General features: G+C 51.6%; 20 protein-coding genes and 1 tRNA gene. 12 read left to right on the top strand and 9 right to left on the bottom strand.

Annotated elements, in window-relative coordinates; genetic code table 11:
- Positions 1 to 22: 22 nt before the first annotated feature.
- Positions 23 to 472 (bottom strand): hypothetical protein, encoded by a 450-nt coding sequence (locus tag AB1483_07655; protein ID MEW6412334.1) that lies wholly within the window; start codon positions 470 to 472, stop codon positions 23 to 25.
- A 21-nt stretch (positions 473 to 493) separates the two neighbouring features.
- Positions 494 to 1,429, bottom strand: a complete 936-nt coding sequence (locus tag AB1483_07650; GenBank protein ID MEW6412333.1) for a hypothetical protein — start codon at positions 1,427 to 1,429, stop codon at positions 494 to 496.
- Between the two features lie 350 nt (positions 1,430 to 1,779).
- On the opposite strand from AB1483_07650, the gene AB1483_07645 reads away from it, so the two are divergent.
- The 4 genes from AB1483_07645 (at position 1,780) to AB1483_07630 (ending at position 5,409) form a co-directional block, all read left to right on the top strand.
- Complete coding sequence (locus tag AB1483_07645; protein ID MEW6412332.1) at positions 1,780 to 2,355, top strand: RNA polymerase sigma factor; 576 nt, start codon at positions 1,780 to 1,782, stop codon at positions 2,353 to 2,355.
- Positions 2,348 to 2,791 carry a zf-HC2 domain-containing protein gene (locus AB1483_07640; protein ID MEW6412331.1) on the top strand — a complete coding sequence of 148 codons (444 nt, stop codon included), beginning with the start codon at positions 2,348 to 2,350 and terminating at the stop codon, positions 2,789 to 2,791. The genes AB1483_07645 and AB1483_07640 overlap by 8 nt, the downstream gene beginning before the upstream one ends.
- On the top strand, positions 2,788 to 3,108 hold the full coding sequence (locus AB1483_07635; protein ID MEW6412330.1) for a heavy metal-binding domain-containing protein: 321 nt from the start codon (positions 2,788 to 2,790) through the stop codon (positions 3,106 to 3,108). Before AB1483_07640 ends, AB1483_07635 begins: the two co-directional genes overlap by 4 nt.
- Before the next feature lie 75 nt (positions 3,109 to 3,183).
- Positions 3,184 to 5,409, top strand: coding sequence for a sulfatase-like hydrolase/transferase (locus AB1483_07630; protein MEW6412329.1), 2,226 nt, complete (start codon positions 3,184 to 3,186; stop codon positions 5,407 to 5,409).
- A gap of 55 nt (positions 5,410 to 5,464) precedes the next feature.
- Here AB1483_07630 and AB1483_07625 read toward each other — a convergent pair whose 3' ends face one another.
- Positions 5,465 to 6,988, bottom strand: coding sequence for an aromatic amino acid ammonia-lyase (locus tag AB1483_07625; GenBank protein MEW6412328.1), 1,524 nt, complete (start codon positions 6,986 to 6,988; stop codon positions 5,465 to 5,467).
- A gap of 264 nt (positions 6,989 to 7,252) precedes the next feature.
- On the opposite strand from AB1483_07625, the gene AB1483_07620 reads away from it, so the two are divergent.
- Entirely contained in the window at positions 7,253 to 8,116 is an 864-nt protein-coding gene (locus AB1483_07620) for an exonuclease domain-containing protein (GenBank protein MEW6412327.1), read from the top strand.
- Between the two features lie 16 nt (positions 8,117 to 8,132).
- Here the strand turns inward: AB1483_07620 and AB1483_07615 are convergent, their stop codons facing one another.
- From AB1483_07615 to AB1483_07600, 4 genes are all read right to left on the bottom strand, one after another.
- Positions 8,133 to 10,235: a hypothetical protein gene (locus tag AB1483_07615; protein ID MEW6412326.1), complete on the bottom strand. Its 2,103-nt coding sequence runs from the start codon at positions 10,233 to 10,235 to the stop codon at positions 8,133 to 8,135.
- Between the two features lie 49 nt (positions 10,236 to 10,284).
- Positions 10,285 to 10,671 carry a DUF1893 domain-containing protein gene (locus tag AB1483_07610; protein MEW6412325.1) on the bottom strand — a complete coding sequence of 129 codons (387 nt, stop codon included), beginning with the start codon at positions 10,669 to 10,671 and terminating at the stop codon, positions 10,285 to 10,287.
- An 84-nt stretch (positions 10,672 to 10,755) separates the two neighbouring features.
- Positions 10,756 to 10,831: transfer RNA gene (locus AB1483_07605), tRNA-Ala, on the bottom strand.
- Positions 10,832 to 10,889: 58 nt separating this feature from the next.
- Complete coding sequence (locus AB1483_07600) at positions 10,890 to 12,284, bottom strand: MFS transporter (protein ID MEW6412324.1); 1,395 nt, start codon at positions 12,282 to 12,284, stop codon at positions 10,890 to 10,892.
- 165 nt (positions 12,285 to 12,449) lie between these two features.
- Between AB1483_07600 and AB1483_07595 the strand changes: the two genes are divergently transcribed.
- From AB1483_07595 to AB1483_07565, 7 genes are all read left to right on the top strand, one after another.
- Positions 12,450 to 13,025 (top strand): RNA polymerase sigma factor, encoded by a 576-nt coding sequence (locus tag AB1483_07595; GenBank protein MEW6412323.1) that lies wholly within the window; start codon positions 12,450 to 12,452, stop codon positions 13,023 to 13,025.
- 2 nt (positions 13,026 to 13,027) lie between these two features.
- Positions 13,028 to 13,606 carry a zf-HC2 domain-containing protein gene (locus AB1483_07590; GenBank protein MEW6412322.1) on the top strand — a complete coding sequence of 193 codons (579 nt, stop codon included), beginning with the start codon at positions 13,028 to 13,030 and terminating at the stop codon, positions 13,604 to 13,606.
- A 21-nt stretch (positions 13,607 to 13,627) separates the two neighbouring features.
- On the top strand, positions 13,628 to 14,470 hold the full coding sequence (locus AB1483_07585) for a hypothetical protein (protein ID MEW6412321.1): 843 nt from the start codon (positions 13,628 to 13,630) through the stop codon (positions 14,468 to 14,470).
- 117 nt (positions 14,471 to 14,587) lie between these two features.
- The gene (locus tag AB1483_07580) at positions 14,588 to 15,769 is read left to right on the top strand and encodes a phosphopentomutase (protein ID MEW6412320.1); all 1,182 of its coding nucleotides are present in this window, start codon (positions 14,588 to 14,590) and stop codon (positions 15,767 to 15,769) included.
- Positions 15,770 to 15,773: 4 nt separating this feature from the next.
- Entirely contained in the window at positions 15,774 to 16,448 is a 675-nt protein-coding gene (deoC, locus tag AB1483_07575) for a deoxyribose-phosphate aldolase (GenBank protein ID MEW6412319.1), read from the top strand.
- A 255-nt stretch (positions 16,449 to 16,703) separates the two neighbouring features.
- Complete coding sequence (locus tag AB1483_07570; protein ID MEW6412318.1) at positions 16,704 to 17,246, top strand: peptidase zinc-dependent; 543 nt, start codon at positions 16,704 to 16,706, stop codon at positions 17,244 to 17,246.
- Between the two features lie 17 nt (positions 17,247 to 17,263).
- Positions 17,264 to 19,540, top strand: a complete 2,277-nt coding sequence (locus tag AB1483_07565) for a DEAD/DEAH box helicase (protein MEW6412317.1) — start codon at positions 17,264 to 17,266, stop codon at positions 19,538 to 19,540.
- 37 nt (positions 19,541 to 19,577) lie between these two features.
- Here AB1483_07565 and AB1483_07560 read toward each other — a convergent pair whose 3' ends face one another.
- Both AB1483_07560 and AB1483_07555 read right to left on the bottom strand, forming a co-directional pair.
- Positions 19,578 to 20,216, bottom strand: coding sequence for a hypothetical protein (locus tag AB1483_07560; protein ID MEW6412316.1), 639 nt, complete (start codon positions 20,214 to 20,216; stop codon positions 19,578 to 19,580).
- Between the two features lie 906 nt (positions 20,217 to 21,122).
- A complete protein-coding gene (locus AB1483_07555) occupies positions 21,123 to 22,058 on the bottom strand; it encodes an MlaD family protein (GenBank protein ID MEW6412315.1) in 936 nt (311 codons plus the stop codon).
- Positions 22,059 to 22,077 lie beyond the last annotated feature (19 nt).

The following is a 22,077-nucleotide window of genomic DNA, read 5'->3' as shown; positions in this document are numbered from 1 at the left end:
AGCGCTCTTTATATCCAGGAAACTATCTGAGATAAACGGACTCAATGGCGCTCAGGACCGAATCCGTGCGATTCGCCATTATTGCCACCACCCGGTAATCGTATCGAACGCCAAGCCGGGTATTAACATCCAGGTACACCGATACATCCGGCTCGACAGTCGCCACCATCACCAAGATGGAATCGAATATCGTCCGTCTTCGGTAAACGTGAAATTCGTCCAAAAGAGTCTGGTCAACATCGCGCCAGTCCAGCAGCGGCGCTTTCACCGGCGAGGAGTCTATCACCGTATCTACGATGCTTACCTCGAGCCACAGCGGATCGCCAAAATTGAGCGGATTGTCAGGATCAAACGGATTCGCTCTCTCCTTCGGATCAAGTGAACAGCCGAGCATCACCACTACCATGACAAGCAGAGATATTGAGGTAAACCGCGTCACTCTCCTGCTCGTTGTCGCATCTAACCATTTCATAGGCATAAACTCTGCCACAATCTAAAATCGCACTGTGACGGCAATCCCCTGATAATCGGGTTTAAGGTCCAACGAAATACCCGATTTGCCCCACTGAGCCTCGTACTCCCGCACCAAATCCGTTTCGTCACCGGGCGCAAAGATGAAGGTCGCGGCATTCGTCGCCGCGAAGACCAGAGCAAAAGCTCCCAGGATGTTCCGTTGCTCGATCAGATCTTCGTACTCACGGTACTTAGCGGATATGTCAACCGGATGAATCTTGGTCATATACTCATCGTACACATTGTTCGCTTCGTTATTACTCTGCCACGCCCAGAGGGCTGAACCTGCAGCCGCAATCGCGGAGGAAATTCTTATTACTTTGGTCAGCCGCCTTCGCGACGGATTGGCCGACAAATCTTCCACCAGTTTCTTCCACTGTGGCTTGGACTCCAGAACTTTTATGACTTTACTATCATCTCCCGAGCCAACCACAATCTCGGTCAAAGGCTGTTGCTCATAGTTGTCCCTCTCAAGCGTATACGAATAATTTCCTCTCACCACCCGTGAGTCTCTTAGCACGCCGATTTCGATAAGAGAATCAGCCAGGCTGCTGGCCGATATTCTGGGCCGGAAGGTCACATGCAGACTGTCAAAAGCGTAAAAATCGCGCAACTCCTCGAGCTTCAAATCAAACCGGTTCACCCTGCCGACAGTCAACTGATACCTCTGCGGTGTGTTATACTTCGATGCCTTAAGCTCAATGAAATTTCCGGCAACGTTTTCCAGATGATATACAACCGCCAGTTTGTCGCCATCGAACAGCGCCAGCGACTTTGGAGTAGTAATGCGAATCTCAATCGATGTATTGCCCGATTGCTGGGCCACCGCCGAACCGCTCAAAACCGTGATGAAAACGACAGCAAAAATCACCGCAGCCACTTTGAGCACCCTAACCGTCACCTTCCTGTCTGTCAAAAACATTAAGCACTTTCGAGAATTGTTGTGCTAATTTTCCCGCCTATACCATAGACGTATCAGCAGTGGAATTGTCAGCAACTTCTTCACTACCAATATATTGTGCGCCTGTTGGGATATTAAAGTTTTTCTGGTTGCCATTTCTGCGATGCATCATCATCCTGAGCCAAAATCCACTCAATACATATTCCGTATACGCGTGCCGTGCCGATAGGTTGCGGCGACAGCCAAACCACGCTAAGATTCAATATCTCACAGACTTAAGCAAGTAGTTTTAACTTGTGTAACAACCTCAATTATTTTTTCGTATTTAAAGCCAAAATCCATGAATATCCAGCTAACAGCAGAGTATGAATCTTACGAAGGAAATAGTTGAAATGGAAACGGATGCCGCTCTGGTCATGGATATCAAATCCGGCAATAAAACCGCTCTTGGAAAACTGGTCGAGCGGCACAAGAAATTGGCTTACCGGCTGGCATTGGGACTGGTGGGCAATAAAGACGACGCCCATGACATCTCGCAGGAGGCCTTCCTCAGAGTATACCGAAGCGCCAACACCTACGATATCGAACAGCCGTTCCTCCCCTGGTTCTATACCATCATTTCAAATCTGTGCCGTACCTGGCTACGTCGTCGCTCTCACCGCGACAATAAGATCGTCGATGTTGACGATGCGTCGTTTCTGCTGGTCGACTGCCGGACGCCCGAAGACTCCCTTCAAACAAAAGAAGAGATCAGGTGTCTCAGGCAGGCGTTGATGGATCTCCCGTTCGACGACCGGGAGATCATAACGTTGCAGCACTTTCGGGGCATGTCATACGATGAGATAGCGAAGCTCTTGTCGATCCCGAAGGGTACGGTTATGTCGCGACTTTATTACGCCCGCAAAAAGCTGGGAAAGCTGATGAGGCAGTATTATGACTAAAGACAAACGCGAACTTCTGGCAGGCTATGTCGACGGAGAGCTCAGCGACGAGCAGAGAGTTGCGTTTGAGCAAGCACTTCTGACGGACCCTGAGCTCAGGGCGGAGCTGGAAGAGTTCAGAAAACTCAAGGAGGTAACAAGTATGGTGCGCTACGCCGACCTTCCCCCGGAGGTCTGGGATAGCTACTGGCAGGACCTGTACCGAAAACTGGAGCGCGGAGTGGGCTGGATATTATTCTCCCTTGGCGCCATTGTACTGTTGTCTTTTGGCCTTTTTCAATTCTTCTCACAGTTGTATATTGATCCCGAGGTACCGATATGGATCAAAATAGGCGTTACGGCCCTTGCTGTCGGCTCCGTAATCTTGCTGGTCTCATTCGTTAGAGAACGACTGTTCGCCTACAAACGAGACCGCTATCGGGAGATTAATAGATGATCATAACTACCAGTGAGCACATCGCCGGGAAAAAAGTCGTAAAGACCATCGGCCTTGTCAGAGGCAATACCATCCGCGCCCGGCACATCGGACGCGACATCGCCGCCCTTTTCCGCAACATTGTCGGCGGTGAAATAAACGAGTACACCAAGCTCATTTCGGAATCACGGGAACAGGCCATCGACCGCATGGTTGAAGACGCCAAAGCGCAAGGAGCCAACGCTATCATAATGGCCCGCTTCTCTACTTCGGAAATGATGCAGGGCGCCGCGGAACTTCTGGCCTACGGAACCGCTGTAATTATCGAAGACGAATAGGCCACGGCTCCAACAGATTGAAACCGTTACAGACCGGCTCTTGACTTGCCTGTCAGAGCCGGCTTTATTCTATCTATGAAACTCTCGACCCGACCATCGCTGAGCAAATATCTCCCCTCCCGGCCCTTCGTGATCATCGCATCCGTGTACATCGCCGGTATGGTCTTCTTCACCGTCTTTCGACTACTGTTTTTAACCAACTTTGCCGAATACGTCAGCGACGAACCGCTATCGGAAGTCCTCCGCGCCTTTCTGATAGGCGCCCGCTTCGACCAGATGATTGTTCTGCTGGCGCTGGCCCCACTCATTCTGCTTCTCCCCTGGGTCAAAACGGCAAGCAAGGCGATACGCCGAACCTTGATTGCATACCTGACGGTCGTGTTTTCCTTCTTCACTTTGCTTCTGTTGACCGACATCCGTTTCTACAAGTTCTTCGATTCGCACCTGAACTTTCTGGCTGCGGAATATCTTGGCGATGGCAACATGGCCGGCAACCTGATTGTCACCGACCCGGAATTTTATCGATCGCTCTTAGTATGGTTGGTTATCACCCTGCTGCTTCTGGCGACGCTGTGGCTGATTCTCAGGATTAGCCGCCGCGTTGAAAACCGCCGCTCCTTATCGAACCAGATAGTTTACTTTGTCCTGTTTTTCTGCCTGGCAGTCCTGGGTATCCGCGGACGAATAAGTCTGGCCCCGATGGACTGGGGAATCGCCTATTTCAGCCAGAACCGCTTTCTCAATCAACTGGCCCTAAACGGCATTTATACTCTCGGCCGCAACCTTACTGAGCAGAATCGTGACCCCAGGCTGTCATACCTGCCCCGCCAGAACCGTTTCCCTTTTGTCGACCCGCACGATGCTCTGCTTGCGACGCAGAAGATGCTGGAAACAGACAAGGATGAATGGCTCGATCCCGACAGCTCGCTGCTGCGCCTCACCCGCCAGAATCCCAACGCTTACGGATTTCAACCTAACGTAGTAATAATTCTCTCCGAAAGCTGGTCGGCACATCTCACAAGCTCGCTCTCCGGAAAACGCAGCCTGACGCCCAATTTCGACCGCCTCGCGACAAACGGCATGCTGTTTGATCATTTTTACGCCAGCGGCGTTCGCACCAATTTCGGCATCGCCGCCACCCTCTGCTCATTTCCTTCCATCCCCGGGCGATCTATCATGAAACGCTATGACGCCCGCCACCCGTTCGTGAGCCTCTCGGAAATCCTCGATACCCGCGGCTACCGAAACGTTTTTGTCTACGGCGGGGATCTGGCTTTCGATAATATGGAAGGCTTTCTCAGAGAGAAAAAATTCCACGAGTTTCACGGAGACAAACAACTCGGCAGGAACCTCTACTTTTCCAAGTGGGGAATTCCGGATCATGTCCTGTTTGAAAAAGCAGCAACTCTCGTCGACTCACTCCCCCGACCGTTCCAGATGACCATACTGACTCTCTCCAACCATGAACCCTGGGATCTCCCCGACTCTACCGTAAGGCGCTATTTCGACAGCGAAGACAGCTCTAAGATATTCAACAGCCAGATATACGCCGACCATTCCGTGGGAATATTCTTCGACCTCATGGAGGATAAAACTGTCTCCGACAGCACAGTCTTTGTATTCGTCTCCGATCACAACCGAATCGGACCAACGCGGTTCATCCTCGAGACAGATTACTTTCACATTCCACTTCTTATCTACTCACCGGCGCTCATCGGCGACAGCGCCGTACGAGTGGGAGCTTACGGTTCGCAAACAGATATCCTCCCCACCCTGATGGGGCTATTGGGCGATGACTACGTCCATGCCAGCTGGGGACGCGATATTTTCGGACTGCCCGAAAAAGACAGCGGATTCGCGGTGATGAATGTTGGCAGCAGGATAGCGTATATTGACAACGACTACTTCTATGCCGAAGACCTCGGCCTGATTTACGGCTTTGGAACACGGCGCACCCGGGCATTACAGAAGGGATGGTTTGGAGATGTAACGCTGGAACAGCTTGGGGTCATCGGAGAAAACCCCGGCAGTCCCCCATGGACGCAGGTCTATCTTGCCATGCTCGACCAGTCTACTCGATACAATGTCATGCACGTTCTTAACCGATTCGCCCTGATAGACCAGGGATATCTGTATCTTCAGGGTACTGGCGGGTCAGTCGATTCCACATTGCGGGAGCTGGGAGTCGGACAATCTGCGGCGAAGTTCGAGGTGCTGCCCGATGAATTGTTGTGGGCCAGGGACCGACTTCGAAAGTACGTTCAGACAGCCGAGCAACTCTCCTTTCCGGTCGAAAAGTGACTATGAAAAAAGGCCCGCGCCGGCGAGCCTTTCTCATTTCATATCAACGACAACCTTACTCGAGCGGACCGACCACCTTCTCAACCTCTTCGAGAATCTCGCACGATTTCACGAGATTTTTCATGGCTGTGTTATCCGGGTAAAGAGGGCGATCGATATCGAGAAAATCGACATGACGTCTGACAACTTCTTTCGCCTTCGTGACGCCATCTCCGAATTTATATTCACGGAAATCCAGAGCCTGCGCCGCCGCCAGAAATTCAATCCCGAGAACGCCATAAGCGTTATCGAGTATCTGCGCGTTCTTGATAGCGGTGTTCATTCCCATCGAAACGAAATCTTCCTGATCGGCCGCGGCGGGGATCGAATGAATCGACGCCGGCGTTGACAGGATTCTCTGTTCGACGATCAGTGAGTCCGCCGTGTACTGGCAGAGCATAAGACCGGAAAACATTCCGGCGCCCTTGGTGAGAAACGGCGGAAGACCGACACTCAGGGCCGGATTGTTCAGGCGGTTCATCCGCCTCTCCGACATCACGCTCACCATCGTGATACAGGCGCCAATCATGTCCATCGGTACCGACACCGGGCTTCCCTGAAAATTGGCTCCCGATAACTGCAGATTTTCGTCCGGGAAGAAAATCGGGTTGTCACCCACGCCATTCAGTTCGATTTCAACCTGCGAACGGGCATATTGAAGCGCGTCATGTGCGGCTCCGATAACCTGCGGCGTCGAACGCATCGAATAAGCATCCTGAACCTTGCACTTCATCCGACCTTCGGCCAGATCGCCGCCCTTTACCAGTTTCCCGATTGCTTTCGCGCTCCTGACAGCTCCCGCGAACCCGCGTACCTCATGAAGCTTGGGCGTATACGGTTTCATGTTGGCCTTGAGCGCTTCCAAAGACATAGCCGCCGCTATCTCGGCCTGCTTGAACCAGCGGTTGGCATCATACAAAAGGATAGCGCTCATTGCTGTCAGCACGTTTGAACCATTGATCACCGCCAGTCCGTCGCGTGTCTTCAAACCGGGAACAGCAATGCCTGCCCTGTCCAGAGCGACCTTACCATCGAGAAGTTCCCCTTTGTAATATGCCTGGCCTTCTCCCATCATCAGCAGCGCAATCTGCGACATTGGCGCCAGGTCGCCGCACGCCCCCACCGATCCCTTCTGGCACACAAAGGGCGTCACTCCCTTGTTCAGCATGTCAACCAGAGTCTGGGTCACCTCCGGGCGAACTCCCGAATTGCCGTGAGCGTGAACATTAATTCTGGCAGCCATAGCGCCTCGCACATACTCGATTGGCGCCGGATCTCCGATGCCCGCCGAATGATTATAAACCAGGTATTTCTGGAATTGCTTGACCTGCTCGTCATCCAAAACCACCTCCGAGAACTCGCCTATACCCGTGTTGACACCGTACATGATCTCTTTGGCCTCTATCTTCTTCTCGAGCATAGCGCGGCATTTCTTGATGCGCGCAACAGCATCGGGGTGCAGCGAAACCTCTTCATTGTATCTCGCGATTCTGACCAACTTCTCTATCGTCAGACCGGAGCCGTCTAAAACTATAGCCATAATCTATTCTCCAAAACTTAGTGATTCTTTAAGGGAAAAATTTACAGCCGAGTCAACCTGATGCGCGGACATCTAAGTGTCCTGAAGACCTGAGCCTGACTCAGGGGTGTAGCGGGTCATGACTTTGGTGACCGGCCTTATCGAAAAGACCCTGTCGCTTGCCTGATCAAAAACATTCGTCATAACTTAACCTCCGCATGTATCCGAAAAGATATATTCCAAAAAGAGGTTGTCAATTGAATTCGGTCGACCCTAATTATCCCTATGAGCAACCTTCCCGTCTTATCAGATTACCTCAAACGGCAGGTATTCGTGGCCTTTGACACCGAAACCACCGGAATGTGGGCGCCGATCAACCGGCTTGTCGAACTGGCGGCTGTAAAATTCACTCTGGAAGACGGCCCCATTGAGACTTTTCAGTCACTGATAAACCCGCTGCGACCCGTCCCCGAAGAGGTCATTGAAATTCATGGAATTACCGATGAGATGGTGGCAGGCTCGCCCACCGCCGACAGAGTCTTGAGCGATTTTCTCGGCTTCTGCGGACCTGAATCCATTCTTATAGCTCACAACGCACCTTTCGATATATCTTTCGTCGGAACCGAACTCGACCGCTCTAAACTGACCTTTGGTGAAAACCCAATTCTGGATACGGTCGATATTTACCACCGGTTCTTCCCCGGTCTGCCGTCATACTCACTTTTGAACCTGGTACGTCATTTCCGAATCTCCGACTCGCAGGCGCACCGCGCCCTCAGTGACGCCGAGTTCGTTTACCGGCTCGTTGCCAATGCCGCCCACAAGTTTGCTGACCTTCCGGACTCAAGCGCTCTAATGAAAACTCTTACTGTCTACAAGATGACTGACTGGGAAAGCGAAAAAGCCGAGTTGCCGGACAACTTTGCGGACCTGCAACTTGCTATCAATACTGACGGACGGGTCATGATTGACTACGATCACCCGGTCAAGCCATCCACCAATCGAATAATTCACCCTCAGCAGGTTTTCCGCCTCGGCTCGGTCTACTACATAAACGCCTTCTGCGAAAAAGCTAAGGCAGCCAGAACCTTCAGGCTGGACAGGATAAAACGCTATCGAATTGTTCAGGATTCTGAGGGGAACGATTGAATCACGCCTAGCGCGATCAGCGTTTCTGGGCAGCTGCCAGTTGAGCCCCCAGACTCGATATGTGCGGTGATGAGGGATCAATTCGCCTTAAGGTATCAAGATACCGCGAGGCATCCGCTGTCAAATTGAGTTCGAGCGCCGCGGAAATGAGACAATAGCACAACTCCGGTCTCCTGCTCGAAGCTGCATTCGAAAATGCCATGGCGATATAATAGTACGCGGAGTCTATCGTGCCGGTCATCGCATGACACATCCCCAGATTGACCTGCTGGTCATAGGCGCTCGGAGCTATGCTGAACGCTCGCTGAAAATGAGGCAGAGATCGCTCAGGGTAGCCCCGCTCACTTAGCGCAATCCCCAGTTCGGTCAGAGCATCAACATCCATGGGACTCAACTCAACCGCCCTCGCGGCCCACTTGATTGACTCGGCGTAACGCTCAAGATGTCGTTCCAGCTTCGCCAGAGTAAGAATCATCTGCATCTCATCAGGCTTGAGATGTGCCCCCCGACGAAGATAAATCGACGCCGAATCATAGATTCCACGCCGACGGTAAATATCGCCCAGTGTAAAGCAGGCTTTGTACTCGTCGGGAACAGCAAGTAAGCGGCGATGGAGGTACTTGACCGCCAATTCTTCTTCATCCGCCCCCTGCTGCAGGATAGCTACCCACGGCATGCAGCGTTCCGCCAACTGATAAGTAGACTGATAATGAGGATCCTCCGCCAGTAACATGTCAAGGCGCGACACGGACCGCTGAAGACTCTGCTTTTCGTACAGATTCGGAAGAAGCGTAAAAACGGCGACCACTGTCGCGGCGACCGCATAAATGGACGGAATTTGCCGCTGCCTGAAGAACTTCGTGAACCGATACAACCCCCACATCGTCAACGGAATACCATAGAACGACAAAAGATCCCAGTCACGGGGAGCGCCTATCTCCGGATCCACCCAGAACGATACGAGAAACATCAGCCACGCCGACATGCACAGAATGCCGTCTTCTTCGGATACCGCAAACGCCAGTTTACGACCAAAGGCTGCTGTAAAGATCAGTAGCAGTACCCCCAAAGGAGCTACCAGTAACATCTGGTTGGCCACATCAATGAGATGGGCGGCCGAAAACGCTGAATATGGATTCCCCCTCGTCGCCCAAAGCGGAACGAAGATTTCTATATCCAGAAGTTGCGATACCGTGACAAATATGCCCGAGAAAACGGCAAAGAACGCGGCTACTTTCTTCAGGCCGATATCCAGAAGAAAATTGCCGGAGGGACTGCCTCGCATAAACAAACTGATCAGCACGACAACCGCGATTGGCAGCGTAGCCATGTGGAAAAAGAATGCCAGCACGGCGCAGATCACCATCCCGGCCACCCCGTTCTCACGTCGGACGAAACCGATGGAAAAACTCAACGCCCAGAGAGCCAGAGCGGTTGCCCAAGTGTAATTTTCGATATAGCCGAAGAATAAAATCACCGACCCACTCGAAAGCGCTCCGACAGTTACAAAAGCTCTCGAAACACCATCCGTCGTGATTTGCCGGGCGATCCGAAAAATCGCCCACAGCCCGACCGCGCCCCCGACCGCTTTGATCAGCGCGATTTTATCCTGCGCTGTCCACGGCACAACGGCGTCGAGAAACGCATAGGCATAGTGATTGAAATAGACGGCCAGAATCTGAAGGTAGTATTGGTCCAGCAGGACAACATCATCGCCACTTGTGGTGTCATTGAGCACGGCGTAGCCGTCGCCATATACCAGCCCGCGTGACCTGAAATAAAACAGAACCAGAACTGCCGCGGCGAAAAGCAGAACCATTGATACCGGTTTCTTGACCTTCCCCGTCATGGCCGCAGCCGGATGACACACCCTGCCAAGCAACAACGCTATTGGGTTAGCCACCCCCGGTCTCAGCATGATAGCTGCAATAACAAACGCGCCGACAGCTACCGGCAAGGGCCAGAGACTCCAGTAACTGAAGCCCCAGGTCAGCCGACCCGGGAAAAAGCTGCCTGCAAAATACAGCGCTACAACAACCATAAACGGCGTTGTCAGAATATTATGATTCGGTTGTCCAAGGCTGTCGACTGGCGGTTGTCTTTTTACCCTCTTCCTCATCCAAATTGCCGCATATTGCAAGCGGCAGTTGAGCACATTAAAGTACGACTTATTTCAACATATCCCAGAGCTCCGTCGGCGTTTTCCCTATGGACATCTTCTCCCAGCCACACATCTGGTCAGATGCTATACCCATGAGAAATTTCACCTCCCGATCCGCGTGAAACCGAATTCGGTATTGCTCCAGAACCTGTTTACCTCCTTCGCTGATGACAGGCGTATGGACCTCGAGCGGTCCGATGAGGGTCATAAGCATGGCTGCCGCTCGTCCGATATACTTGTCATAAATAATCACCTGACCGCCGTGATCTCGTCTGCTTCTCAGATACCGCACCAAGGGTTTGAGGGCTGAGGCCCTGGAGCGAAAAATGACGCGGCCATCGCCGATAATAACCAGCGACCACGGGCTTTTTATGAACCTGTCGTAGGAGTACATGATCTCGTCTTACCTGAATCTAAGACGTACCTCCGATATTTCCAAACAAAAAACCCCGCCAAACGGCGGGGTTTCTCTCAAATTTGGTGGAGCCAAGGGGGATCGAACCCCTGACCTCTTGACTGCCAGTCAAGCGCTCTCCCAGCTGAGCTATGGCCCCTTAAAACGAACCCTATAATAGCCAATGTTTCGGCAATGTCAATAAGTTTATTTAGCGCTCAACTCAGCCTGTTGTGCCGGGTTGCGGACAAAATAAGACTGATCAAAGCAATGAAAATAGAAACATAGATTACGTTGCGATAGCTGTGTATAAAAGCCTCCGCCGCCGACATGACACTGGAATAACCAACCCGAAAATAGCTGAAAAGTACCGTCGTAAGCGCCACGCCCACCGACATGCCAATGTTCCGTGTCGTCCCAAGAATACTTGAAACCACGGCTCTCTGGTCATCACGAACCGCACCCATCATGGCCGACGAGTTCGGCGTGTTGAAAATCCCCACTCCGGCCCCGAGCACGATCAGACAAAGCACGATATACCGACTCGCGGTGTCAACCCCGAGTTCACTCAGCAGCGCCAGTCCGACCATCAAAAGCACGATCCCCAGACTGGTAAGAAAACGATACCCTATCCGATCGGAGAGTCTTCCCGAAACCGGCGCCAGCACCAGCATGAGTATCGGTACGATGATCAAAAACAGCCCGACCTGACTCGGCTCGAAATGCTTGATGTCTTCGAGATAAAAAGGAACTAAGATGAATACTCCCGAGGTTGACATGAAGGTAAACAACATGGCCCCCAGCGCCGTTATAAAAGGACGATTCCTGAAGATGTCCAGCCCGATGAGAGCATACTCCCGTTGTGATTCGTACTTGAAAAAAACCGCGATTGCCGCCAGCGAAAGTACCGCCAGCCCCCAGACCCGAAAGTCAGACAGGGGAAAGTCGTTAATCAACGAAAGACAGAAAGTCCCGCTCACCAGACCGAGCGAAATCGAAACCGCTCCTCTCAGATTGAGCTTTTTCCCCGGCGAAGTCGGAGGAATATTCCTGAAATACCTGTGAACCCATACCAAACCAAACAGTCCTATTGGGATATTGATCAAGAAGATTGATGACCACGGCCACACGCTGAGCATGAAACCACCCAGCGGCGGCCCCACCATGAACCCGGCCGAAACCATCATAACCATCATCCCAAGACCCTTGCCCCTTTCAGCGGAGCCGAAAACCTGCGTGATCATCCCCGGACCAACAGCAACGAACATGGCCGTGCCAACCGCCTGTACCACCCTTCCCGCTACCAGCATATAAATATCCCCGCTCAGGGCACAGATAAGAGACCCTATGATGAAAAGGGAATACCCGAACCGATATGAAAAATAATAACCCCTGATTCCCGACCACGCCCCGAACACCAGCATCAGCGAAATCATCGTCAATGAATACGACAGCACCACCCAGGCGACAATATCAATAGATATGTCCAAGTCGGTGGCTATGGTCGGCAGGGCAACATTGAGAATAGACCCGTCAAGAGTTGCCATAAAGGTACCTATGGCCCCAACGGAAAAGAGCTTGTACTTATTATTTTGGATGGGTTCGTCCGGCAAGACTTTATTTCTTCTAAGTTATTGTCTAAAAAAAGATTGACAAATATCGCCCTGAAGCATAATCTATTGAATCCGGGTAGTCAATGCTATTTTTTTGGACTAATTTTGTTAAACAAGCAAAACCCGCAAGCGTCCCTATGTTAGGTAATAGAAAGCGGTTCGGGGATGAATAAGTCGATTCCCGAACTGGTTGAAGACTTTCTGGCGGGCGACGACCAGGCCTTCGGACTGCTGGTCGAGCGATACAGAAAGAAGATATACTCTCTGGCCTACCAGGTACTTGGGAATCACCTCGATGCCGATGAGGTGGTTCAGGAGACCTTCGTCAGAGTGTATCGCAAACGCAAGGAACTAAATGATGTAAGATACTTCTCGAGCTTTATCATTCGGGTAGCTACCAACTACGCGATTGATATGTTGCGTAAGCATAAGGGACACAGCGCCATACCTGATGATACCGCGACGCTGCCCGGCAGCATCCAAATGGATTTGTCAGCGCGCGTGGAAACGCCGAGTGAGAGCTTCGAGAGAAAACGCTTGATGGAAGAGGTTAATCGGGCGCTGGAACAGTTGCCCCCTCGGCAACGTTTAACAGCCATCCTTCACGATGTTGAAGGTTACACCAAGAGTGAGATAGCCCAGGTCTTCGATTGTCCTGAAGCCACCGTTCGGTCAAACCTCCATATCGCGCGAACCAAAATAAGGAAGATTTTAAAACAGCGGTTTAAAGCTAAGGAGTAAAAATGACATGCCAAAGCACTTTGGCGCTCCTTGAGGATTTTGTCGATAAAGAACTGACAACTGAGCAGCAGGCTCAAATTGAAAAACATATTACGGCATGTGATAAATGCCGGGCCGAATATGAATCGGCAATAGTCCTCAAGGAGCTCCTCCAAAATAGAAAAACGCCGGACCCCGGTCAGGATTACTGGCTGGAAACAACTAGCCTGATTCGGGCAAGAACGGTGGATTCTATCGCCCCCCCTTCTGAAGCGACACGCGCCGTGGACAGACGCTCCTACGATCGCAATGCTTTCGTCAGATCGCTTGTTTCGGTCGCTGCCTCGCTGGTTATTCTCTTTTCGGCTCTTCTGCTCGGCTCTACGCACAAGCAACACCTGGCTGATATCGGGACTACCGAGGCCCCAGTATTTGTATCTGTGCCTTTAGAAGAAGTTGTTGCCTCCGATAATATTACTATTGTGACCGTAGAAGAAAAGGCACTGGTATCCAAAGGGATGCTGCTGTTGGGAGCACCTGGAATTCTGGGGAGATTCGCCCCACCCACAGGCCTCGCGCAAGTCGCAGGATCTACGTTTTAACATGAAGCAGGGAGCAAAATTTTGAAGAAGATAACCGCCATTTTACTTATGTCCGCTGCTGCCCTCCTGATAGGCAGTTGTTCTCAAGGAGAGAAGAGAATCAGCCTTCGGTTTAAATTCGAACCGGGCATGAAGCTTCAGTACGAACAGACCTCCAAAGTGAGAGAAAAAGTATTGGAAGCCGACTCGATCATCTATGAACACGCCGAAGAATATAAAGTGGACATTGAACAGGAATTCGTGAAGTTCGTCGATGATACCGCCGCTCAGGTTTCCGAACACGCTATCTGGCACTTTATGAGACCAAGTAAGGAAGATTCCACGAAAATGGAACCGTACCAGACAGAGAGAACCACCTTCATGACGGTTCTACCCAACGGCAAGATTGTCGAAGTGGAGTTTGTCGACCTCAAAGAACAGTCCAGAATAAAGTATATCAAAAACTACTACGAACAGGGTCTTCCGGTGTTCCCTTCGGGCGAAAAACCGGTCGGTTATAACTGGACTCAGACGACTAAAGTGGTACTCCCCAATGAAAGCATGGAAGCCTCGACTACCTTCCTCATCAAATCGCTCGTAAGAGAAAGCGGCTACGATTGCGCTCTTATCGAATACGAAGGCAACCTCGTTATTCCGGTCGAGCCCGCCGCCAAAGACTCCACAATGCGCAGCGGGCTGGATAAGATAAAATCCAAAGGGCATATGTACTTCGCTTACAAAGAAGGCCTTGTGGTCTTACAGAAAGAGACGTGGAAAGTCGATGGTGACCGCTCCAGGTTGAAAGACGGTAAGATGGTCAATTTCAAGGTCGATGTCGAAAATGAAGCCGTTTACGCCCTCAAAAAAATAGGCATCAGCGAATAATCTCTGCCAATAAAGACTGCAAAACCGGCGGAATCACCGCCGGTTCTTTTATACCCCCGACAGAAATGTGACAATCAGGCTGTTTACTTTCGACAATCGGATACCTAAATTTCAGGCATGTACTTCGGCCGTGTGATAGTCATTGTAATCGACGCCTGCGGTGTGGGAGCTCTTCCCGATGCCGAAATGTACGGTGATGCCGGGGCGGCTACTCTCCCCCATGTGGCCCGGGCAGCCGGCGGACTTCATCTCCCCGCCATGGAAAAACTTGGACTGGGTAACATCGTGGAAATTCAGGGTGTCCCCCCCAGCCGTGCGCCCCAATGGTGCTGCGGCAAAATGGCGGAAAAATCGCCCGGCAAAGACTCAACCACAGGACACTGGGAAATCGCCGGCCTCACACTTGAAGAACCTTTTCCGACCTTCCCCAACGGCTTCCCGCATGAGTTGGTCCGTGAATTTGAACACCGCGCGTCAATAAAGACAATCGGCAATTTCCCGGCCAGCGGCACCGAAATCATCCAGAAACTCGGCCCCCATCACATGGAAACCGGAGAGGTTATCCTCTATACTTCAGCTGATTCCGTTTTTCAACTGGCCGCTCACGAAGACGTTTACAGTCCGGAAAAACTCTACGACATATGTGGAATAGCGCGCCAATTGCTCGTCGGACAATACGCTGTCGCCAGGGTAATCGCCAGACCCTTCGTTGGCTCCCAGGGCAACTTTGTCCGAACCGCCGGCCGAAGAGATTTTTCCCTTAAGCCGCCCAAGAATACTATTCTTGACCTTATGCTCGCCAACGGGAAAGAAACTCTCGCCATCGGAAAGGTGTACGACCTCTACGGCGAACGAGGCTTTAGCAATAGAATCAAGGCCGCCAATAACGCCGAAGTCATGAACTCCGTTATTGACAGCGTACGCACCGACCATCAGCACCACATGATTGTCGCGAATTGCGTGGACTTCGATATGCTCTGGGGACATCGCAACGATGAAAAGGGATTCGCGCGCGGATTGGTCGAATTCGACTTTCACCTTCAGACCCTCCTTGGTGATTTGCGCGGCGATGACTTGCTGTTTATCACTGCCGATCACGGCTGCGACCCGACCTTGAAAACTTCGACTGACCACACCCGCGAGTATGTTCCGCTTTTGGTCTACTCGCACAAATTGAGGTCCGCTGTGTACCTCGGAACACGCGAAACTTTCGCGGATATCGCCGCCACCATCGCGGAAAATTTCCGGATCAAACACAGTCTGACGGGTAAATCTTTCCTGAGTTCGATTGTGAGCTGATTCAATGGACAACATTCTGATTGACCTGAATAAACGATTTGATCATGCTGCCCTGAAACCCGAGACCACCCGTCGTGATATCTCCATCTTGTGCGCTGACGCGAGCGAACATCAACTCTACGCCGTAGCCGTAAATCCGGTGTGGGTTGCTGCCGCGAAGTCGGAGCTATCCGGTTCTGACGTCAAAATTGTCTCCGTGGCAGGATTCCCTCTGGGCGCCAACCGTTCCGACGTCAAAGTAACTGAGGCCATCAAGGCCGTTTCCGACGGCGCTCACGAGATTGACATGGTGGCCGCAATCGGCCGGCTGGTTGACAATCAATTCGTCGAAGTTGAACGTGAGGTTGATGAAATGCGGAAGAATCTGCCGTATAATATACTGCTCAAAGTGATAATAGAGGCCGGTTTGCTGACTGAACAGCAGCAGGCCGATGCCGTGAAGGCGTGCATTAACGGCGGAGCCCAGTTCGTGAAAACGTCGACCGGGTTCTTCGGCGGAGCAACCCCACAGCAGGTGCGAAACCTTGTCGCAACGGCAAACGAACAAATTGAAGTCAAAGCATCAGGGGGCATTCGCACCCTGGCCGATTGTCGTGAAATGCTTGTGGCGGGCGCCGTGCGGCTGGGAAGTTCCGCCTCCGTGACTATTATGCGCGAACTCAAAAGGTCCGGTCAATGAACCATTGACGAGCAATTAGTGTTGTCTCAATAGGAAAATTGCTTATTTTAAATTATGACAGAAAAAAAACAAAGGCCGTTTATCGGGATGCATTTCAGATGCTGTAACGTTTACTCCCGCATATATCTGAATCGGAAAGGCACGGCCTTTGTCGGCTGGTGTCCCCGATGTTCGCAAAAGGCGGAAGTAAAGGTCTCCCCCGACGGCACCACTGATAAATTCTTCGTGGCAGGCGGGTAGACTCAAGTGGATAAGATGGCGCTGTTAAAATCGAAAATAGTCGTGGTCCCCCTCGGCGAAGTAGATTTCATGATGGTCAACAGGCTGGCCGCCGACCTCGGACCGATCTTTAACAGGTCGGTGGACATCCTCAAGGGCATGAAGACGCCGGTAGAGGCTCACAATGTCATCAGAAACCAATACTACTGCCAGGTTATACTCTCCAAGCTCGAGCGCCTCAAAGCCAACAGCCGCGAAAAAGTCTTCGCCGTGTGCGAAGAAGACCTGTATCTACCCGACGAAAACAATGTTCTCGGGCATGCCGATATCCTTTCGGGCACCGGAATTGTCTCACTCTACGAAATCCGCCAGGAGTTCTATGGTCTGCCCGAAGACGATTCGAAGATATACCCTCGGCTTTACAAAGAGGCGGTACACCAGATCGCCCATCTTTTCGAAATCTCCGATTGCCGCAACCCCAAGTGCGTGAACTATTACAGCCAGATGATGCTCGACATTGACAACAAGACCGAAAGATTCTGTGATATTTGTAAAAGGCAATTGACCGGCATGGTATAAAATTCTAACGTATCGCTATGAACCTTGACCAGATAATCGACCTCCTCAAAAGCGACCATGAACTCAAGGGGAATATTTCCCACTGGAAAACCTATCCCCCGCGCCCCGCGAAATATGCCGACTACCCCCCGGGCCTTGACCAACGGTTGGTCACTACCCTGAAACAGCGCGGTATCGAGCGCCTCTACACGCATCAGGCTGAAGCCATCGAAGCTGTCCGAAAGGATAACGATGTTGTCGTGGTAACCCCGACCGCCTCGGGAAAGACCCTGTGCTATAACATTCCCGTTCTGGATCGCATCATGAAAGACCCAAACTCGCGGGCTCTGTACCTGTTTCCCACCAAGGCGCTCTCGCAGGACCAGCTTGCCGAACTATATGACCTGATCCAAAAAACAGAGGTCGATATCAAGACTTATACTTTCGATGGTGACACACCTCAGACAGCTCGCAGGCTCATTCGCTCGGCCGGACATATCGTGGTCACCAACCCGGACATGCTTCACGCCGGCATCCTGCCGCACCATACCAAATGGATTAAACTATTCGAAAATCTCAAATATGTCGTTATAGACGAGGTACATCACTATCGAGGCGTCTTTGGCTCTCACCTGGCAAATGTCATCAAACGGCTCAAACGGATATGCCGGTTCTATGGCTCCAATCCGACCTTCATATGCTGCTCGGCGACAATCGCCAACCCCGACGACCTGACCGAAAGGATCATCGGGCGAAAAGTCACCCTCATCGACAACAATGGAGCGCCGTCGGGCGAGCGCCATTTCCTTATTTACAACCCTCCGGTGGTGAACAAACAACTCGGAATCCGCAAGTCATCCGTGAACGAAGCCGCGCGCCTGGCCTCCCTGTTTCTGAAGCAAAAAATCCAGACCATTGTCTTCGCTCACTTCCGCCTTTATGTCGAGGTTCTCTTAACCTACCTCCAGAGAGAATTGAAAGGCAGCTTCGGGCGCGGCATAAATGTAGCCGGCTATCGCGGAGGCTACCTTCCCAATGAGAGACGACGTATCGAGGCGGGATTGCGAAACGGTTCAATCACCGGAGTCGTGTCAACCAACGCCCTCGAACTCGGGGTTGATATCGGGAGTCTCGATGTATCCATTATCGTCGGTTACCCCGGCTCTATTGCGTCGCTCTGGCAGCAGGCAGGGAGAGCCGGACGGCGAAGTACCACCGCAGTGACCGTAATGGTAGCCAACTCGACAGCCATCAACCAGTTCCTGTGCGCTGAACCGAAGTATGTTTTCGAACGAACCCCTGAATCCGGCATCATCGATCCCGATAACCTGATAATCCGGACCAATCACATCAAATGTGCCGCTTTCGAACTGCCCTTTGACGAGAATGACGGCCTTCAGCAGGATGGTACCAATCAAATCCTGGACTATCTGACCGAATCGAATATCCTTCGCAAAGCCGGCAACCGTTATCACTGGTCATCGGAAATCTATCCGGCACAGCAAATATCGCTCCGGTCCGCCTCGCCGGATAATTTCGTCATTCTCAATGAAAGCAACAACTCCGAGGTAATCGGCGAAGTGGACTATTTCTCGGCTCCAATTTTCCTCCACCCCGAGGCTATCTATCTCCACTCCGCCAACCAGTATCAGGTCACAAAGCTCGACTGGGAAGGTAAAAAAGCTTATGTGAAAGAAGTGGATGTTGACTACTATACCGACGCCGAGACCAAGACTGACCTCAAAGTGCTGTCCACGATCGACGACGAGAACTTCGGTGATGCTGTCATGAGCCATGGCGAGGTTACCGTCACCAACGTCACCGTCCTGTTCAAGAAAATCAAATTCCAGACGCACGAAAATATAGGTTCCGGCGAGCTCAATCTTCCTGAGCTTGAGATGCACACCACCTCCTTCTGGTATTCCTTCCCGGGCGATATTCCCTTCCGGGTGGGCCTCGACGGGTCTCAATTTGGCGGCTCCCTGAGAGGATTGGCGAACATTCTTGGCAAGATCGCTCCTCTGTGGGTGATGTGCGACCCGCGTGACCTCCGCTCAATCTCACAGGTGCGCGCCCCCTTTACGGAAAGGCCCACTGTTTATGTCTATGAAAATATCCCCGGAGGGGTTGGATTGGCACAAAAGTTATTCGTGGAACATGAGAGACTTTTCGAGTCCTGTCGCGACCACATCAGAAAGTGCGCCTGCTCTGATGGTTGCCCGACCTGCGTGGGTCCTCCGATGGAAGTCGGCGAGAGCGGCAAGGACGGCGTGCTCAAGCTCCTGGACTACATGCTCGCCCACATCCCGGCATAGACTGATATACCTTTCTCTGATTGAAATTAGCGGTCGACTATAGTCTATCCCAGATTGCATCGATATTGTCACATGCTGCTTCGATGTCGCGCGTAACAGTGCTGCCAATTCGACTGCCGTTATGGATACGACCTCTCCTTATTTCGCAGTATGCCACGTCTCGTGGCTTGATGGATATTCCGCTTTGCCGGGCCGCCAGCAAATAAGCCTGAGTGATCACCTTGACGAGCCTTGGTTCGGGCTGCCTATCCGAAAAGTCGAACTTGAGGATTAGAGGTCGCTTCCTCCAAATCGCGTAAATGTCCGGCTGCATTGTTATCTTAATGTTGCCGTGGGTGAGAGACAACTGGGGTCGCTTTTGTAACCGAAGTCCCTTGTAGTTACGGGAAAATGGAACGTAAGCGATCACTGCCGCAGCATTGTGTTCGAGTTTAGTGCTGCGACGCCCCCTCGAAATCTTAGCCTTCATCTTCAGGGCCGCATAGGAGGCCATGAGCACCGTGACATCTTCGTCGCTCTCATGATATCTCTTTATAGCAGAACGTGCTTCAGTGTAGTAAGTCGCCTGGGCATGTCCTGCCGGATGTGGATATTTGTAGTCGTGGAGTATTCGGCGTTTACGCGCCTCTCCTGCCGTCATGTACAGTGCCAGACCCTTTACACCAATGCTAATCATAAGACCCTCCTTCTTTTGACTGTGTTGAGAATAAATTGCGACAGATTCGGGACCTGTGTCAAGAGAAAAAACTCGCTTACAATTCCAATGGGGGACCAACAGGGCTAAGAGAGCCCGGTTAATGGTAGCTTCGAAACAGCCAGAAATTAGCGTGCGAGTTGAGTCTAGGTCAAAGAGTATCTAATCCTAGATTGCGTAGCGCCCCATCACAGCCAGGAAGGTTCTTAGTGAGACTGTGATATGCATTCACAGGCAAGGTCCTCTTGTACTCCAACGTACTCGAATCTCCACCTTGTCCAGTATAGGCCGTAAGAAAGGAGTCAATAATGTTGTCTCTTCTCATTCTGTGCTCGCTGAGGAAACTACTTATAGGTGTAACTATTATTCCCGATTTCCCACCCCATTTCACAACTAAGCTGCTATAAAGTGAATCGAAGTCTCGCTTCCGTTGCGTGTCGTACTCCTCCAAACACGCATAGAACGACACTCGCGTTACCTCCGCAGCCGCCCGTAAGGACTTGTTTTTCGCTTCTTCGTCAGATTGCTTGGTAACTGCGAGAATGACTATCGGTATCAGTGCACCTGTAATCAGCGACACTATAACCGAGACAGTCTGTGTGCTCTTCGGCGCCCGATAACCATATGGTAACCCCGTCGTTTCGATCGTTGCCAGAAATTCCCTCAAGCCCTTGTCTAGTGATGCGTGCGACATGGATCCCGGTGAGACAAATCTTAGGAGGTCCGTTTTCTCCCCGTACACCTCCTTAACCAGACTGACGTATGCTCTGCACAACGGGAGCAAGGATTCGCGCTTATGCTCCTTCGTATTGTAACGCAGGACCCGCTTTCGCAGCTTCTTGGCTTCTCGCCGCACCATCCATCGGCTAAGCATGTAAGAACCTTCCCTTAAAACACGCTGAACTTGAAATACCTGCGCGGATTCGCCTGTATGTCCGTGATCAGGTTGTTCAACCTCGCCATAAGATTGGTCATCTCAGAATACATGGCGGTATCATTGACAAGTAATCCGAGGTTCCCCTCAGCGGCATTAATCTTCCGAAGTATCGTATCCAGCTTCGCGGTCGATGCGCTCAGATTGTCATAAAGCGACGGATCATTCGCCAGACGTCCCAGCGTCCCCGTGTTGTTGTCCACCTTCTCCGATAAACTTCCAACAGAGTTGGCTGTCTTCTCTATCGACGAGACTATTCTCTCCTGGTTTTTCTGAAGATCGGAAACCAGAACTGTGAGACGCGACAACAACAGAGTCATCTCGCTGTACATCCTATCATCAGTTGCCATCTTCCCCAGCGTCCCCTCGCCGCGATTCATCCTCGCCAGAAGAGTATCAAGCTCCACCACAAACTGCTTGGCATCGTTAATGGCCTCTTCACCCGCCTTGAACATCGCGGTAGCATCGCCGGCGTCTACCGTCTCTATAACATCCATCTCCTCGATAGCCGGACCGCCGACTGTTCCCGGCAGCACTTCCACATACTTGTCTCCCAGAAAACCAATCGTACCCAGCATCACCCTGGCGTCCTTCGTTAACCGATTCCACACCGATTTCTTCACGCGACAAACCACTTCAACCTGATGAAGAGAGTCAATATTAACAAAATTCACCGAGCGTACATTTCCCACCTCAACCCCCGACATCCACACCGGGGAACCGTTCACCAAGCCGTTTACGTTACGGAAATAACACACAAACTTCCCCTTGGGATCAAATATAGAGGTACCCCCTCCGGAAAAAGACGCGTAAAAAAGGATGGCAATGACAAATGTCAGCAGCAGACCGACCTTAAGATTGCCCCACTTAACAACGGTTGTTCTTTTCATATCTCAAACCTTTTCTGCT

The organism is Candidatus Zixiibacteriota bacterium (assembly GCA_040756055.1).
Classification (GTDB): domain Bacteria; phylum Zixibacteria; class MSB-5A5; order GN15; family FEB-12.
Note: the sequence above shows the minus strand (reverse complement) of the source record. Positions and strands in the feature narration are given on the sequence as shown.

Bases quoted from the DNA above. Each gene is read 5' to 3' on its own strand.
- AB1483_07655 (MEW6412334.1), bottom strand. From the start codon at position 472: ATGAAATGGTTAGATGCGACAACGAGCAGGAGAGTGACGCGGTTTACC.
- AB1483_07645 (MEW6412332.1), top strand. From the start codon at position 1,780: ATGAATCTTACGAAGGAAATAGTTGAAATGGAAACGGATGCCGCTCTG.
- AB1483_07640 (MEW6412331.1), top strand. From the start codon at position 2,348: ATGACTAAAGACAAACGCGAACTTCTGGCAGGCTATGTCGACGGAGAG.
- AB1483_07635 (MEW6412330.1), top strand. From the start codon at position 2,788: ATGATCATAACTACCAGTGAGCACATCGCCGGGAAAAAAGTCGTAAAG.
- AB1483_07630 (MEW6412329.1), top strand. From the start codon at position 3,184: ATGAAACTCTCGACCCGACCATCGCTGAGCAAATATCTCCCCTCCCGG.
- AB1483_07625 (MEW6412328.1), bottom strand. From the start codon at position 6,988: ATGGCTATAGTTTTAGACGGCTCCGGTCTGACGATAGAGAAGTTGGTC.
- AB1483_07620 (MEW6412327.1), top strand. From the start codon at position 7,253: ATGAGCAACCTTCCCGTCTTATCAGATTACCTCAAACGGCAGGTATTC.
- AB1483_07615 (MEW6412326.1), bottom strand. From the start codon at position 10,235: ATGAGGAAGAGGGTAAAAAGACAACCGCCAGTCGACAGCCTTGGACAA.
- AB1483_07610 (MEW6412325.1), bottom strand. From the start codon at position 10,671: ATGTACTCCTACGACAGGTTCATAAAAAGCCCGTGGTCGCTGGTTATT.
- AB1483_07595 (MEW6412323.1), top strand. From the start codon at position 12,450: ATGAATAAGTCGATTCCCGAACTGGTTGAAGACTTTCTGGCGGGCGAC.
- AB1483_07590 (MEW6412322.1), top strand. From the start codon at position 13,028: ATGACATGCCAAAGCACTTTGGCGCTCCTTGAGGATTTTGTCGATAAA.
- AB1483_07580 (MEW6412320.1), top strand. From the start codon at position 14,588: ATGTACTTCGGCCGTGTGATAGTCATTGTAATCGACGCCTGCGGTGTG.
- deoC (MEW6412319.1), top strand. From the start codon at position 15,774: ATGGACAACATTCTGATTGACCTGAATAAACGATTTGATCATGCTGCC.
- AB1483_07570 (MEW6412318.1), top strand. From the start codon at position 16,704: ATGGCGCTGTTAAAATCGAAAATAGTCGTGGTCCCCCTCGGCGAAGTA.
- AB1483_07565 (MEW6412317.1), top strand. From the start codon at position 17,264: ATGAACCTTGACCAGATAATCGACCTCCTCAAAAGCGACCATGAACTC.
- AB1483_07560 (MEW6412316.1), bottom strand. From the start codon at position 20,216: ATGATTAGCATTGGTGTAAAGGGTCTGGCACTGTACATGACGGCAGGA.
- AB1483_07555 (MEW6412315.1), bottom strand. From the start codon at position 22,058: ATGAAAAGAACAACCGTTGTTAAGTGGGGCAATCTTAAGGTCGGTCTG.